Origin of the sequence: Nonomuraea purpurea, from assembly GCF_042650645.1 — a bacterium.
GTDB classification, from domain to species: domain Bacteria; phylum Actinomycetota; class Actinomycetes; order Streptosporangiales; family Streptosporangiaceae; genus Nonomuraea; species Nonomuraea purpurea.
The window spans coordinates 1-14152 of record NZ_JBHSBI010000064.1; the positions used below are offsets into that span (position 1 = coordinate 1).

At 64.8% G+C, this 14152-nt stretch carries 14 protein-coding genes; 6 read left to right on the plus strand and 8 right to left on the minus strand.

The annotated features are described in order from the left end of the window. Positions 1-328 precede the first annotated feature (328 nt). Positions 329-1246, plus strand: coding sequence for an integrase core domain-containing protein (locus ACFOY2_RS54200; protein WP_379536036.1), 918 nt, complete (start codon positions 329-331; stop codon positions 1244-1246). Between the two features lie 858 nt (positions 1247-2104). Here ACFOY2_RS54200 and ACFOY2_RS54205 read toward each other — a convergent pair. The 6 genes from ACFOY2_RS54205 to ACFOY2_RS54230 all read right to left on the minus strand — a co-directional run bounded on the left by ACFOY2_RS54205 (position 2105) and on the right by ACFOY2_RS54230 (position 8313). Beyond that, positions 2105-2698: a hypothetical protein gene (locus ACFOY2_RS54205; protein WP_379536037.1), complete on the minus strand. Its 594-nt coding sequence runs from the start codon at positions 2696-2698 to the stop codon at positions 2105-2107. Between the two features lie 1849 nt (positions 2699-4547). Beyond that, positions 4548-5327 carry a PDZ domain-containing protein gene (locus ACFOY2_RS54210; RefSeq protein ID WP_379536038.1) on the minus strand — a complete coding sequence of 260 codons (780 nt, stop codon included), beginning with the start codon at positions 5325-5327 and terminating at the stop codon, positions 4548-4550. Between the two features lie 90 nt (positions 5328-5417). Next, positions 5418-5864, minus strand: coding sequence for a lasso peptide biosynthesis B2 protein (locus ACFOY2_RS54215; protein WP_379536039.1), 447 nt, complete (start codon positions 5862-5864; stop codon positions 5418-5420). Further along, positions 5861-6127 (minus strand): lasso peptide biosynthesis PqqD family chaperone, encoded by a 267-nt coding sequence (locus ACFOY2_RS54220; RefSeq protein ID WP_379536040.1) that lies wholly within the window; start codon positions 6125-6127, stop codon positions 5861-5863. The genes ACFOY2_RS54215 and ACFOY2_RS54220 overlap by 4 nt, the downstream gene beginning before the upstream one ends. A 63-nt stretch (positions 6128-6190) precedes the next feature. After that, positions 6191-8056, minus strand: coding sequence for an asparagine synthase-related protein (locus tag ACFOY2_RS54225; protein WP_379536048.1), 1866 nt, complete (start codon positions 8054-8056; stop codon positions 6191-6193). Positions 8057-8169: 113 nt separating this feature from the next. Further along, a complete protein-coding gene (locus tag ACFOY2_RS54230; protein WP_379536041.1) occupies positions 8170-8313 on the minus strand; it encodes a lasso RiPP family leader peptide-containing protein in 144 nt (47 codons plus the stop codon). A 384-nt stretch (positions 8314-8697) separates the two neighbouring features. On the opposite strand from ACFOY2_RS54230, the gene ACFOY2_RS54235 reads away from it, so the two are divergent. From ACFOY2_RS54235 to ACFOY2_RS54245, 3 genes are all read left to right on the plus strand, one after another. Next, positions 8698-9117 (plus strand): hypothetical protein, encoded by a 420-nt coding sequence (locus ACFOY2_RS54235; RefSeq protein WP_379536042.1) that lies wholly within the window; start codon positions 8698-8700, stop codon positions 9115-9117. A gap of 58 nt (positions 9118-9175) precedes the next feature. Next, positions 9176-9493, plus strand: coding sequence for an AAA family ATPase (locus ACFOY2_RS54240; protein ID WP_379536049.1), 318 nt, complete (start codon positions 9176-9178; stop codon positions 9491-9493). Between the two features lie 311 nt (positions 9494-9804). Then, positions 9805-10479, plus strand: a complete 675-nt coding sequence (locus ACFOY2_RS54245) for a hypothetical protein (RefSeq protein ID WP_379536043.1) — start codon at positions 9805-9807, stop codon at positions 10477-10479. A gap of 426 nt (positions 10480-10905) precedes the next feature. Here ACFOY2_RS54245 and ACFOY2_RS54250 read toward each other — a convergent pair whose 3' ends face one another. Continuing rightward, entirely contained in the window at positions 10906-11559 is a 654-nt protein-coding gene (locus ACFOY2_RS54250; RefSeq protein WP_379536044.1) for a hypothetical protein, read from the minus strand. Between the two features lie 289 nt (positions 11560-11848). On the opposite strand from ACFOY2_RS54250, the gene ACFOY2_RS54255 reads away from it, so the two are divergent. Both ACFOY2_RS54255 and ACFOY2_RS54260 read left to right on the plus strand, forming a co-directional pair. Continuing rightward, complete coding sequence (locus tag ACFOY2_RS54255; protein WP_379536045.1) at positions 11849-12052, plus strand: hypothetical protein; 204 nt, start codon at positions 11849-11851, stop codon at positions 12050-12052. A gap of 445 nt (positions 12053-12497) precedes the next feature. Further along, a complete protein-coding gene (locus ACFOY2_RS54260; protein WP_379536046.1) occupies positions 12498-12857 on the plus strand; it encodes a peptidase inhibitor family I36 protein in 360 nt (119 codons plus the stop codon). A 224-nt stretch (positions 12858-13081) separates the two neighbouring features. Here ACFOY2_RS54260 and ACFOY2_RS54265 read toward each other — a convergent pair whose 3' ends face one another. Further along, positions 13082-13795 (minus strand): poly-gamma-glutamate hydrolase family protein, encoded by a 714-nt coding sequence (locus tag ACFOY2_RS54265; RefSeq protein ID WP_379536047.1) that lies wholly within the window; start codon positions 13793-13795, stop codon positions 13082-13084. Positions 13796-14152 lie beyond the last annotated feature (357 nt).

Genomic DNA, 14152 nt, shown 5'->3' on the forward strand with positions numbered 1-14152 from the left:
TGCTGCGGCGCTTCCCCGGCCTCGCCCTGGCCGATCCGTACGAGCAGGTGGACTTCCGCGCCTTCAGCCTCGTGTACGGCGTGCACACGCTGCGGGTGACCTGGTGAGTGGACGGCCGCCCGCCCAACAGCTCTACGACACCCCGACACGACTGTCCAGCAGATCGCCGACCTGTTCTGCATTGCGCCTGCCGACAATGCCATCGGCGCAGGTCATGCGGCTTGCTCGCTCTTCCTGGCTTGTGCCCTTGTAGCGCGTCGAAATACAGCCACGACGGCTCTGACCTGTGGTTTGACGGGGTTCGTCCCCGCAGGAAAGGTCGCGTCTTGTGCTTGTCCGTCTGCTCTATCTGCTCGTGCTTCGGGTGTTCGGCTGGCTGATGTTGCTGGGCCGCGGTCAAGCGTCGAAGGACGCGGAGATCATGGTGCTGCGTCATGAGGTGGCGGTGCTGCGGCGTCAGGTCGGACGCCCGAAGCCGGACTGGTCCGATCGGGCCGTTCTCGCGGCGCTGGGCCGGTGGTTGCCGACGGTGCTGCGCGCCGGATGGGGCCATCGGCGGGTGTACGGGGAGTTGACGCGGCTTGACTTCCAGGTCAGCGCGGCGACCGTACGGCGCATCCTGCGCTCCCGCCGTTTCGGCCCGGCACCCCGACATCTCGACACCTCCTGGCGGACCTTCTTACGGTCGCAGGCCAAAGGGCTCCTGGCTTGCGACTTCTTCCATGTTGACTCGATCCTTCTGAAACGCTTGTACGTGTTGTTCGTGATGGAGGTTCGCACGCGACGGGTGCACGTCCTGGGCGTGACCTCCCGTCCGACCGGGGCGTGGACCGCTCAGCAGGCCCGCAATCTCCTGATGGACCTCGGCGAGCGGGCAGGGTCGTTCCGTTTCCTCATTCGCGATCGGGATGCCAAGTTCACTGCTGTTTTCGATGAGGTGTTTGCCGCCGTGGGTATCACAGTGTTGAGGACGCCGCCGCGGACACCGCGAGCGAATTGCTTTGCCGAGCGCTGGGTGCGGACGGTGCGGGCTGAGTGCACCGACCGCATGCTGATTTACGGAGAACGTCACCTGTGCTCGGTTCTGAACGAGTACATCGATCATTACAACGCGCATCGGCCGCATCAGGCTCGTGGGCAACAACCACCCGATCACGATGAGCATGTTGTGGTGCCGATGGAAGGCCGCATCGAACGCCACAAGATACTTGGAGAAGTGATCAGTGAGTACCGCCGAGCCGCCTAGCCTGACTGGTGAAACCCCAGATCAACCCACGTGCGCGCGTTTTGATGCCCTACAGGCAATCGCCGAATGTGTGAGCTTTTGAGACGGGCGGATATTCCGGGGCAGATATTACAGATGAATTAGAGGTTTTGATCGGTGATACGTTTCTGGTGGGCTAGGCGCCGCAAGCGTGTCTGGCCCCAGGTCGAGAATCGAGCTGGTGTCCTCGGCAGGAGAGACATCAAAGGGATTACTCTTGATGAGGTCGAGCGCATGGCTCGACAAGCGAAGGCTCATCATTGGAGCGGCCAAGGGCGCCCAGCCTGGCTGGATGAACATCGTGCATCAATCTCAAATCTCTACCTTACGTTCCTGCACGAGGAGTCCGAAGGCTGCTTTCGGTGCTCCGTAACGGTACTATTCAGAGAAGGGGGAGGAGGCCATTTCGGGCTTGATGTTGTGCGAGATGAATTTAATTCACTTCCAGATCTGCAAGAATTCGCCGTAATTGAACTTGCGCATCGCTTCCTAGGGTCATTTCCCGATATTCGGCTAGATGCCGAGCAGCAGGCTGCATGGGACCGTGGCTACGGCGAGATTTAGGATGGTATGTCTCTAAACTCGACTTTCGCTGTTCTAAATGAGAGTCATGCGGCGTCTTCGAGAAAGCAAAGATCGGTGTGCATTGGCAGATCACCCAGCTCGGCTGGGCATCACACACCTGGCAGCCCATCTGACCCCGCACACGACACAAGGCCACAAGCCCAGACCGAAGATCCGTTTTGGGGCCACACCGTGTGTATCGCCAACGCCTGTCAAGGCAGGCGCCGGCGGTCTTGGTGGCCAGGCTGGCTATGGTCTTCAAGCTTGTGGAATCCACTATGGTCCGCTGGTCCAGCGACGGAGTCGTCCCTCGTCGGGTCGTCCGTATCCGGGGATGTGCATGGTAAGCCAGGTGTCGTCGCCGTGACCACGTACGAATCCGCTGTCTTGTTCATCCGGGAATTGAGCGGGATACGCGATGCGCCCGATCGGTTCAAGGGTGTCGGTGCGAAACAACAGATGCCGGTTCTTCTTGTCGTCGTGACGTCCGACGACGAGCACTTGTTCCGGGTTCAGGAAACAGGCGCCTGGGGTGAAGTCCCAATGATCCCATTGCCCGTCCTCGTTCAGTCTGATCTCGCTTCCCGCGAAGTTGCCCACGACGATGTCGTGCCAGGCGCCGCCGAGCCAGTGGCGACCGTCGGGAGACACGTCCATTGGGAACCAGCGCCCTCGGACGGGAGTGCTTTCGACGTTATCGTCCCAGGCGGTCCAGATGCCATCGACTGCGTGACCGTCGAAGTAGGCAAATCCCAGTCGGTTCCGATCGGGAGAGGCGATGATGTCCGTGATCCCCCGATAGCGGAATTCCGCTCTATCGGTGATCTGCCAGTCCGACATCCTGACCACCCAGCGCTCGGCGTCGTCCACCCAGTCCTCGTCGGAGGATGGGCCGAGCACCGGTATGAAAGCCCACAACTCGGAGCCGTCGGAGCTGAACACTCCACCGGCGGCACCGCGTCGCCGCTGGCATCGCCGAAAGCGGGATATGTGGTGCGCCAGGCCACCCTGCCGGTCGAGTCGACGACCATCATGTGCTCGGTGCCCGCGAGCACCACCCACCGTCGATCAGGGCTCACATCGACCCGAACGTCTCCATCCGACTCCCGATATCGACGCGCCAGTTCCTCCGGGACAGGGAAGCCGGAAACGACCCGCAACGCACGGTCCAGCACCATGACCTCGCTGGCGCAGGAAACCGCCAGGAAGCCGTCCGGCAACGAGCGCACCGCGCCGCGTAGTGGTACGGACACTTCTGCGACCAGTCGCGCCGGCACCTCGGGGACCAAGGAGGCACAAAGATCATCAGGCATGCTGGGAAGGATACCCATTCGCCTGCGGGTTCGGCCGGAGGCTGCTTTACCAGCGCTTGGACGGGTCTGCGGTCAAGCCGGGCGTGTCTCGCCCGCCAACCCTTCCGCCATGCCCTCCTGTTGGGCGTCGTTCGGGTCTGGCTTGACGATCCGGTCTCAGGCACCCGATGCCCGGTAGCGCAAACCGGTTCATTTCGATTTTGCTGTCGGCCAGCCGATGTGCCGAAGAGCATGTGACGAGCATGAACTCGGCCATCTGCGACCCGTAGGAGGCGGTCGAGAATCGAGAAAGTGCAGGTCGGATGGGGTGTGGAGTGGTAGGGCGCCCGGGGCTCGAACCCGGAACCTACGGATTAAAAGTCGGCAGATATTATGCCGAGCCCCATTCGCTCGTATCCCAATGTATCACTCTGCCCGCAAATGCTGTTGCCAAAATGCCCAAGAATGCCCTCCGGTGTTCGCCGGTGCCGTTGGCCGAAGAGCATGCGCCGAGCATGTGATCACGGCATTGGCGGGGGCGGCCCGTTGCCGATTGCATGGTCTTGACCATCGATTCGCGCCGTATATGTGTGTTTGGGCTTGATTTCAAGCCGCAGGTCGAAGGGGTTGACACCCTGGGTGCGGGTTTGACACGTCGCAGGGTAGGCGCCGTGCTGTCATCAACCCGATACTCTTACCTAGAGTCACAGCCTTGCACAGAGAGTGATTGACGCGTGCGAAGCCGGAAGACCGCGCTGATGGCGAGCGCCCTGGCCACCACCTCAGTGGCGATCCTGGGACCGGGCATCCCGGCACAGGCCGCCGCAGGCAGCTTCGTTTACCACACCTCCCAGGGTCCTGTTGAACTGACCCCGTACGACAACACATGCTTCCGCACCACAGATGCGCAGAGGGCGCTGAACGCTACGGACCGGTACGCACAACTGTACGAGGACAGCAATTGTCGAGGCACAGTGATCGAGACCCTTATCCCAGGAGGCTCGACTCGGAACAACTTCGCATCCGTCCGGTTCACCCGCACATACGAGTGATGTCCCGGATCGGCCTCGGGAACACCGGAACCCCGCGAGCCGGTTTTGGACCGTGATCGCACCTGTCTCGCGTGGCGTTACGGCGGACCAACAGCCTACGACTGCCAGATCGACGTTCTGCTGCGCGCCGATGTCGCTGGAGAGCCTCCACTTCGGCATAGCAGGCGGGGGCGAAGGCGTCACGGCCGAAACTGACTCGGTCTTGTAACTGCTACGGAAAGGGCGACACGCTCAAGGTGGCCCTGCGGCTGCCGATAGTGTCATCCGCGCAGGTCATCCAGTTTGTCCGACTCCTCCCGGCTTGTATCCGCTTCGGGCTCTGAAGGGCCGTCGGCGCTTGAGAATGATCTCGCGCGTGCCGGGCTATGGCGGTGATCAAAGCTTGTCGACCAGGGTGGCTTCGGTGGCTCTGACGCTGCCGTCGGGCCTGCGGTAGGTGACAGGGACAGTGGCTCCGGCGCGCACTTCGGTGCGGGCGGCAAGTTGGTCTCTGGAGTTGGTGATGGTCTTGCCGTTGAAGGAGGTGATGACGTCACCGGGGCGGATGCCGGCCTTGTCGGCCGGGCCGCCCGGCGCGACGGCGGACACCAGCACTCCGCTGTTGTCGGGGGTGTCCTCGCGGAGGATGCCGAACAGGCCCGACTTGCCCTCGGTGATGATCACGTCGAGGGGCTGCTGCTCACCGTCGACGGTCAGGCTTCCGCTGTAGCGGGCCCGGGGCAAGGGGGCGTTGGGGTCGGCCTGGAGCCAGACGCGCCATGGCCATATCCACCGCCATCGCCCCGGGGGTGTTCGGACGGTGGCGGTGGAGCCGTCGGTGGCGATGGCCTCCGCGCAGGGTGGGCGGCAGTTCATCTCCAGACGGGTGATACGGGTGTAGCGCGGAGCGGTGAAGACGAACGTGCCTGAGGAGGGGCGGGTGCGGCGGTCCGGCGGGTAGGTGACGGGTTTCGCAGCTCCCGGGGCATCGAGTTCCGGTACCTCTAGCTGTGGTTCGACGCGCGCAGACGATGCGAAGAGTACCGCCGATCCTGGTCGGGGCGCTGCTGGTCCAGCGGTCGTAAGGGGGGAGACGGCCTGGGCGGCGCCGGGCAACGCCAGCGCGATCAGCACCACGGCCCCCATGGAGGCGTTTGCGCGGATGAGGTGTCTCATCTGGTGTTCCTTCTTTCATGCGGAGCGCGGATGCGCTAGCAAGCAGCGGTGCGTTGTGGCGGGAATGCGCTCAACCTCCTGGAAGGTCTGTCAGGCAGTCACTTCCGGGTCCCTCATCGGGTCCCTACGTGGATGGGAGACATCGAGGATGACCTGGAAGGTGACGGTGTCGGCGGGTTCGCCTACTTGCCGACCTTCGGCTTCGACCCAGGCGTGGGCGGCGAAGGGGGGCGTTCGCACGCCGGTGCACCATCGGGGCCAGGTCCCGCGCATCCGGCACAGCAGGACGGTGGCCAGGGAGCGTTGCAGGCAGTAGCGGCCGGCGCAGCGTCTGCTGGTGGCGACGATGTCGTTGCGGGCGCGCAGGGCTTGTGCGTGGGTGGCGGGGGCCGAGCCGTGGCGGATCAGGTGCAGCACGGCGACGATCCGGCGGGGCGGCAGGCACGCCAGGAGCCGGGCCGCAGCGATGGCCGCGCGGGCGGCGGCGCGGCGGATCAGCGGGGGGCGGGGAGCGGTGAGGGGGACGGCGGAGTTCATGGGGTGGCCGTCTCGATCAGGTTGGCCTTGGCGAGTTGTGCGAGCAGGGCCCGCAGGTCGGCGCTGGCCTGCTGGACGCTGACGGGGTTGGCCGCGGCCAGGTCCTGGGCGATCCGGGCTGGGTCGGTGCCGTCCAGCAGGGCGCGGACGATAATGGCTGCGGTGGTGTTGAGCTGCCAGTATCGGCCGGCTCGCCCGTCCAGCAGGATGAGGGCGTCGGTGGTGTCGGTGGCGCTGACGTGCTCACGAAGCCGCACGGACATGACAGGCTCCTTCTCGAGTCGATCACGTGCAGGGAAACGGGAGGAGTACCCGTCTGCGGGAGTTCATGGTCTGTGGCGGGTCTGCGCGGCGGCGCGTGCGGGCGGGCGTGGGCCGCTCTGATGGTGGGCGGCGGCGCGCAGCCACATCTCGCAGGCCAGCGTCTGCAGCAGCGGGAGGCCGACATCGGAGGCGTCGCGCTGCGGGGCGAGCAGAGCGGCACGGAAGGCGGCGGGGTTGACCAGCCCCATCCGGGCCAGGTGCGAGCCTTCGATGAGGTCGAGCAGGTCGCGCCGGTGGCGGTGGAGGCCGGTGTGGAACTCGGCCGAGTATTCGCCCTTGGTGACGCGCTGCAGGATCGGTGTGGGGGCGATGCCGGTCATGGCTGTGGTGAGCAGCGGTTTGTAGGTGCCTGTCTGGGACCATTCGTGGGGACGCACCGACAGCACGGCCTCGATCACGGCGTCGTCGTGGTAGGGAGCGGCGAACGACACGCCGTGCTGGGCGATGCCTTGCTGCAGCAGTCGGTGCCCCATTCCTGAGCTGCGGATCATGGTCAGGATCTGATGCGCCGCGCGCTGCGGCGCCAGCGGCTCGGGGGCCTGGCGCGCGATGCCCTCCAGTACGCGCCTGGCCGCTGCCACTGCCTCAGGGGTGGCCCAGGTCGGCATGAACGGCGGGATGGACCAGCCGGTAGCGGGATCGCGCAGATCCAGGGTCCCGGTCGCGAGGTGTTCGGCGCACCTGCCCAGCCACCTGTTGTAGGGGGTGTTGTCGGCCAGGGCGCGCAACAGCGTGCTCCAGCTCTGCCGCCACATCGGCCGGTGTGCCCTCAGCCGCCGCAGCGCCATGAGTGGGCGGCTGCGGACCAGGTCGTGCAGATAGCCGGGTGTGGGGGAAAACAGTTCATCCCCGCCGCCCCCGGTCAGGTGCAACCGGGACCCGGTCGCCTTGACCCGGCGGGCCACCGTGGCCAGGCGCTCGGTGTCGCGGACCCAGGCACCGGGCTCCTCCAGGGGCGGCGGCACAGTGGTCAGCCCGGCGAACCAGGCGGGCATCTGCTCGGCGTCGATGGTCATATGCCGGGCCGCCGGCAACTCTGCGGCCGCCCGTGAGGCCCAGGCGTCGTCGTCGTTGAAGCGATCAAGCGTGCGGTAGTGCACGGTGACCAATTCGGCGCACCCCCGCGCGGCCAGAAAGCACAGGCTGGTGGAGTCGAGCCCTCCCGACAGGTCGGCGCTGATGGTGCCGCCCGCCGCCGTGCAGGAGTCCGCCGCGCTGATCAGCGCCTCGCGCAGCGCCGCCGCGCCCTCCTTCAATGGCAGCACTGGCTCGGGAGGACGCCACCAGCACCGCGTCGCCCACGACCCATCCGCATGCAGCAGCAGCAACAACTCCGGTGGCAAGGCACGCACTCCGCGCCACATGCTCGTCTCCTGCACGTGGGTGATCAGCCCGGCGGGCAGCAGGCGGGCGGCGAGCACCTCCTCATCCACCGGCGCCTCCACCAGTTCGGCCAGCACATCGGCCCGGCTGGCGGCGACCTCGACCCCCGCCAGGCGCGTGTGGAACACCCGCCGCATCCCCGAGATCACCCCGCGGACCGTCACCTGCCCGCCGGCGGAGACGGCCAGATGGAAGCTGCCCGGCAGCCCCGCCGCGAGCGCGTCGACCGGGGCGCCACCGTTCAGCGCGCGTGCCCGCCCATCCAGGTCGGCGGCGGTGACAAGGCAACGCCCGATCACCGCCACCTGCGCCGCGCCCGCGCCCGCCAGGTGCATCTGATCCGCCGGCCACCGGCCGACCAGCCATGGCCGCCCGGAGGCGTGCTCGATCACCTGGGGAGCCCGGCGGCACAGCGCGTGTGCTGCGGCCTGAGCAGAATCCGCGTCCGGAAGTACGGCGAACCACATCTCGCCGTCAACGGGCATCACTGTGAGTCCCTCCATCAGCGTTTCGCTCATCGGCCGTGCTGGGACACGGCCTGGGCCGTGAACCGGCAGCCGCTTTCAGCGGCGACCGTCACCGCTTCGGGTGACGGGTCCTACCACCAGGTGGGGAAGAACACACTCGGCGGGGTGCCGCCGTCGAATTGGCCGGCGACGCCGCCCAGGGTGTGATCGGCGAAGCCGCCGATCTCGATCATCGCGGGAGGCTCGTACACCTCCTGCTGGGGGATGGGTTCCATGACACACACTCCTTTCGTCGATCTGGTGTGCCACTCCCTCTCTATCATCACTCTAAGTTACCGTGCAGCTACTATTTGCTAGGTCTCCTGGCTGCCGTTCGAGACCGTGAACGCCGTCCTCGGTTGCTGACAAGCCAGACCCCCGCATCCTGTAAAGCCGTTTGAAAACGATGATTTACCGGGCGGTCAGCGGCGACCACGAGTTGATCGCGTTTCCGTAGGAACGATCGTCTCGAAACATCGGTGCGGAGGATTCAGTTTCGGGGCTGTTCCCGGGTTGAGTGGGGATGGACGACTCCATGGGCCTCTGCCTGCTGCGTACGTATTCGGCTGGCTTCCAGGTACCTGAGGCCTAATGCCTCGTCAGGAAGCGCGTCATCGTGGTTGATCACTGCGCCCGCCGACAATGTCACCCGCGCAGGTGCTGCGGATTGCTCGCCTTTCCTGGCTTGTACCCTGCCCCAGCTCTCGAAGGGGATCAATTGCGACATGATGATCACTTGTGCCTTCCGTCTGGCCTACGTGACCGTCACGAACGCCTTTGCCGCGCTGCGGCTGCTGCCACTGGGAGATCGAGACAAGGACATCGAGATCCTTGCCTTGCGCCACCAGATCACTGTTCTTGAACGACAACTCGGCGCGGACACCAAAGTGAGGTTCGCTCCCGCGTATCGCGTCTTCCTTGCCGCGCTTCTGGCACCGTTACCTCACGGGGTTCTTCGCCGGCTGCGGCTTCTCGTGTGGTCGGACACAGTCCTGCGCCGGCACCGTGATCTGCTGAAGCAAGGTCACGCCCACATCTGAACGTCACGCCCGCACCCAAGCCTCCGCCCGCCTCGCCTGGACCATCGCCGACAAAGCCATCGGCGTGCTCACCGGCGAGGTCGGCGTCGGCAAGACCGTCGCCATCCGCGCCGCCCTCGCCGGTCTCGACCCGACCCGGCACACCATTATCTACATTGCCAACCCCGCCGTCGGCACCCGCGGCATCTGCCACCACATCGTGGTCAGTCTCGGCGGCAAACCCCACCTCCACCGCGCGATCCTCATCCCGCAGGCCGCCGACGCCCTGGCCATCGAACAGGCCGAACGCGCCCGCACCCCTGTGGTCATCATCGACGAGGCGTACCAACCCCGTCCGTTGCCCGCGCCGCCGAGCCTCGAGAGTTTGCCGGGGTGAGGCTCTGCCTGCCGAGGTCCTGGTCGTAATCGAGCTCGTCGCGTTCAGGCATACGGGGTCACGGGGCCGTCACCTGTAGGGGACTGACTGCCACTGATCTGCTGTGATTGCATAGCGTATGCAGTTAGTTGCCAATAGTATCCGCTTGTGTGGGCTGGAGGATCATGTATCTCCCCTTCCTGGCCCGGCGCTCAGCGCCGCCAGCCTGTCTCGCCCTGACGATCGTGCTCCTGCCTCCCGGTCACCACATAAGCCAGTTGCGCAGGCGGATCGGGCAGGCCGGCACGACCTGACCAGGCTTCAATGCCGCTGTGGCAGACACCCCCGGGGGTGAAAACAACGACCCAGTTGCGACACCTATGCAGCGTGAAAATCGACCGCCGAGCAAAGGACACTTCATGCGCACTCAATCACGTTTCGTCCGCCGCCTCGCCGCAAGCGGCGCAGCCACTGCAGCACTAACTTCTCTCGCTCACGGCATCGCCCTGGCCGATAGCCTCCCCGTAACCGCCCTTATCGCGAATGCATCTCCCCTGCCAGCGTGCGGTAACGCTGGAGCAGATCGCTACTGCTATGCCGAGACCAAAAACCATCTCACAAGATTCGAGGTCAAAGTAACGCCGAAATTGTCCGTCAATCGAGCCGAAATCACACCCAGCATCGAAGTCGCCTGCAAGGCAAACGATAACAAGAGTGACGGTTTCCCCGTCAAGAACTACAAATACTTCCCTTGCGGCGGCGTATTCAACTATTCGATCAAGAATGGTAAAGGAAAAGTGCTAGCCAGTGGCGCAATCCCCAATCCTGTCAACTATACAAAATCACAGTTCACATTGACAGGGGCCGCATTTACGCCGTCAATAGCCGACGGCACCGGACCCTGGACGTTCACCTACTACAGCGACACGGGCGTCCTCTTTCAGCACACCAGAAATGGTAGTGCCAGCGTTATCATCACCCGCAGAGACGAAAAGGTCTCCTTCTAAATATTCCCGGGGCGCCGGAGGATGAACTTCATCACCCCGGTGAAGCCGAACGTGTAAGATCGGCAGATCCGTGTCAGACGGCAACGTCTGGACCTGCACTTGGTGGAGAGTCCGCGTGATTTGTTGGGTGTCCGGATTGTCGCGTCGAGGTCGACGGGGGTGGGGTGGCCTCCGGAGCCGCCGGTGTGCTGGACGCGTTCGATTGCCAAGTGGACATGATCAGGCCCCTGATGACCTGGGACCCGGCCAGTTGGAGCTGCCTGGGTCTTGCCCTGGGCCGCAGCCCGCCCCGACTCCCTAAGGGCCCCGACTTCCTCGTCGGCGGCCCCTGCCGTGCTGGCCTGGCGGGCGTCCGCATAGCATGCGGATTTTGGAGAGTTTTGCGAGGCACTCCGCGCGTGCGCGCGAGTGGGGGCAACGGCCCGGTTACGTCAGTGTGAGCTGCTTTTGGTCCATGGCGACCCAGTTTTCAGGGGAGCGGGGCAGGCTGAGGTTCTCCAAGGTGGCGGTGACGGTGACGCTGTCGCCCGCCCGGATTGGGTTGAAGGTGCTTTGCGCGGGCACCGACACGGTGTGGGAGGCGCCGTCGCAGACGGGGTCGACGCTTCCGCCGGCGGTCCCCCAGCCGAATCGCAGCAGGACGCCAACCAGTTTGATCGGCGGCTGGGAGGCGGAGCAGGTGTAGGTGACGCTCACGCTGGCGGTGCGGTCGCCGGTGGCCTTGGCGGAGTTGATCTTAATGGTGGGGTCGGCGGCGTGGGCCGCCGGTGCGGCCGTGCCGGTGACAATGGCTGCTGCGGCCATGGCCGACAGAACAGCTGAGGGCAGGGACATCTTCATGAAGGTTTCCTTCGATGAGAGCTTGCGAACGGGAGTGTTACCTGGGATGAGGACGGTCCGGCCGAACTCGAAATTGCCGATTCTCGGGGACAGGATGACGCCGTCAAATTGGCCGGCACCGTTTCTGCTGTCGTAGACGGAGATGGGGACGTCGGTTTGGTTGTTGACCGACAGGGGCCAGAAGTTGCCGTCGTAGCAGCCCTTGGCGGGGTTGTTGTAGGTTTTTCCGCTGATCTTCAAGGATCCCCGAGCGGTCCCCGCTGAACCGAGGACCGGGCCCGAAAGTTGATGGCCTCGCCCGCTCAGGCGTTAGCGGCCCATCCTCACCGCTCCACCGCCCATCAGCCGGCTCGCCGCGTCGGCCGTATCGGTGATTTGCGCGGCGCTTCGGCAGCGGGCCGGGGGGTGTATGTCCGGAGTAGGGATGCGCCCGGGCTGTCAATTGTTGTAAAGGCGCGGATTCCTGTACTGCCGTCGCCTTGCGTAACCAGCTTGAAGCTCTGCGCGAGTGCCTTTGTAGGCTTCGGCGGTGACGACGGTGCCGTTCATCGTCATTACCTGCGGCGGGGCCGCCTGGGCAGATGCGACGGATGCGACGTCGGGGGCCGTGGCGGTGGGTGAGGTCGTCGCCGCCGTGCCGGCGGCGGCGAGGGTGGCCGGTGCGGTCAGCGCAGGGCGCATGATCGGTGTCCTTCCGGGACGTGGCGGGCTGCTGTCCCAGGTCAATCATTAACTTCAAGTAATTAATTGAATACTTACGGTAACGATAGGATGTTGTAGCTCGGCGAATGGCGGCGTCTGGGACGTTATGGGTTGATGACGCCCATTCGGCAAGGTTGGTGGGAGCACAATTCAGCCTCCTGGGCGCGGGGGCCTCCAGCGCTGGCATGTCGCGCTCGAAGCGATGCTCGTCGTGATGTCGTCGACGGAGACAGTCGGCTTGCATCCAAAAGTCGAACGACAGTCCGTGATCTGCAGCTTTAGGCGTTTCGGCTGTAACGCGTCAGCAGTGTGGCCGCTAATGCCGGGCGGATGTGACAAACCATCCGCCCGCGAGATCGGTCAATCGGACGTGACTGTGACGACACACCCTTGTTCCACTCTCTGTCATTAGTTGGCTACTTGCAGTTATCAAGGAGAGGATTCGCGTCCGCGAACACCCACCGCAAGGAGTGATCATGAACAGCTTCTCCCGCTGGGCGATGCTCGTCACGGCCACCGCCACCATGAGCACGGGACTCGTGCTGCCCGCGTCTGCCGCCACGAGCCAGCCTCAGATCGACTTCGTGTGCCCGCTGGTCGTCTCGGTGTGCGGCTTCACCCAGCCGAATGGCAGCGGCCAACGCAAGCTGCTCTTCGACCAGCAGGCCAGGATCAACCCGGCGCTGCGCAGTGCAGCCAACAACACCGGAAACACCTGGTGCTTCTACTCGCAGGACTCCTTCCGGGGCCAAAGCCGCGAGGTCTCTGCAGGCGATGTCGTCAACGACTTTGGCTTCGGCGTCCGCTCGGCCAGGCCCAGCTCCTGTAACGCGTAGCTTCCCCTTCCCGCCCCTCGCGCGGTGGGGACACCGCCAGGAATTGATCAAAGACGAAGTGGGCTCGAGATCACGTTGATCACAAGCCCACTTCTATCGATCATGTTGGAGGCCACCGGCCTGACCGCAGGCACTCCCTCCATCGCCGGCGAGTAATCGAACAGTGCGCTGATTTTGTACCGCGGCTGGTCGAGCTGCAGGTCAGCTGCGGAAGCTTGGCCAGGTCACAGGCCGGCCAGGGCGTCGTTGACGGCGGCGATGTAGGCGTGGAAGGCGGCCGTGCGGTGGCTGGGGTTGTCGATCCAGGGCTGGTGGAGCTTGCCGTCTTCGAAGAAGAGTCTGCGCTGTCCCTTGGTGATTTCCAGTTGCACGCCCCTGCCGCGTACGTTGCGGTTGGCGATGTTGTGGGGGCTGGTGCCGGTGTAGCGGGGCGGCATGGTTGCGGCGACCGGGAATCCGGCGGCTGTCAGCTGTGCCGTCACCCGGTCGGCGAGGTCTCGATCACGCCCGCCCACGTAGGTGGTGGGTTGCTCGCCGTGTGCGCCGTGCCAGGAGACGGTGGCGGACATCCTGGCCTGCAACGCCAGTGCCCACGGCTCGTCGAAGTGGTTGGAGGTGAGGTGCAGGACTCTGTTGGCCGAGCGCTTGAGGCCCTCGAACGCGTAGAAGGCGTGCTGTCCCGCGGCGGCGGCCTGGTCGGCGAGTTGCGAGGTGCCGGGCTCGATGCCGCCGCCGTGGATGGCGATGTGCGACGCGATCGCTCCGTCGGGCAGGCGCATCACGCGCCGGTAGTCGGTGTTCTCGTTCTCATGGGCGGCGAGGTCGGCGTAGCTGGTGTAAGTGTCGGCCGCACGTCCCGACGTGGACACGGGTGTCGGGATCTTCGGCACGCTCAGCGTCAGGGCGAGGGTGAGCATGCGGGTGATGGCAGCCGGCATGGGCTGGCTCCTTGATGTCACAGCCCCCACGACGGCGCCGACTTGCCTGAAGACCCTTGAATACTGGTGTGGCACGCATGTGCTGATGTTGCTTAAAGCGCATATGCAACTACCAAGAGTAGTGGATGGTTGGGTATCCCTGAGGGAGAGGCACGCTCGTGCAGGCGGGCTGGCCCGACCGTGCGGAGGAGGTCGGCGGGCGGGGTGCACGGATGCCGGGACCAAGGCGTGCCGGCGCAGGTGTTCCCGCAAGCTCCCATTAGAGCGTGTACGAAGTTCGGATCTTCAGACTGGTCGGAGGCTTCGGATCCACATGACGGCTCCGCGTAGGTGCAGGCCTGCCAGGTAGCTGTCGGG

Coding starts and splice junctions, on each gene's coding strand:
- ACFOY2_RS54215 (WP_379536039.1), bottom strand. CDS start 5,864: ATGAACTCCGCCGTCCCCCTCACCGCTCCCCGCCCCCCGCTGATCCGC.
- ACFOY2_RS54230 (WP_379536041.1), bottom strand. CDS start 8,313: ATGGAACCCATCCCCCAGCAGGAGGTGTACGAGCCTCCCGCGATGATC.
- ACFOY2_RS54260 (WP_379536046.1), top strand. CDS start 12,498: ATGAACAGCTTCTCCCGCTGGGCGATGCTCGTCACGGCCACCGCCACC.
- ACFOY2_RS54210 (WP_379536038.1), bottom strand. CDS start 5,327: ATGAGACACCTCATCCGCGCAAACGCCTCCATGGGGGCCGTGGTGCTG.
- ACFOY2_RS54225 (WP_379536048.1), bottom strand. CDS start 8,056: ATGCCCGTTGACGGCGAGATGTGGTTCGCCGTACTTCCGGACGCGGAT.
- ACFOY2_RS54220 (WP_379536040.1), bottom strand. CDS start 6,127: ATGTCCGTGCGGCTTCGTGAGCACGTCAGCGCCACCGACACCACCGAC.
- ACFOY2_RS54265 (WP_379536047.1), bottom strand. CDS start 13,795: ATGCCGGCTGCCATCACCCGCATGCTCACCCTCGCCCTGACGCTGAGC.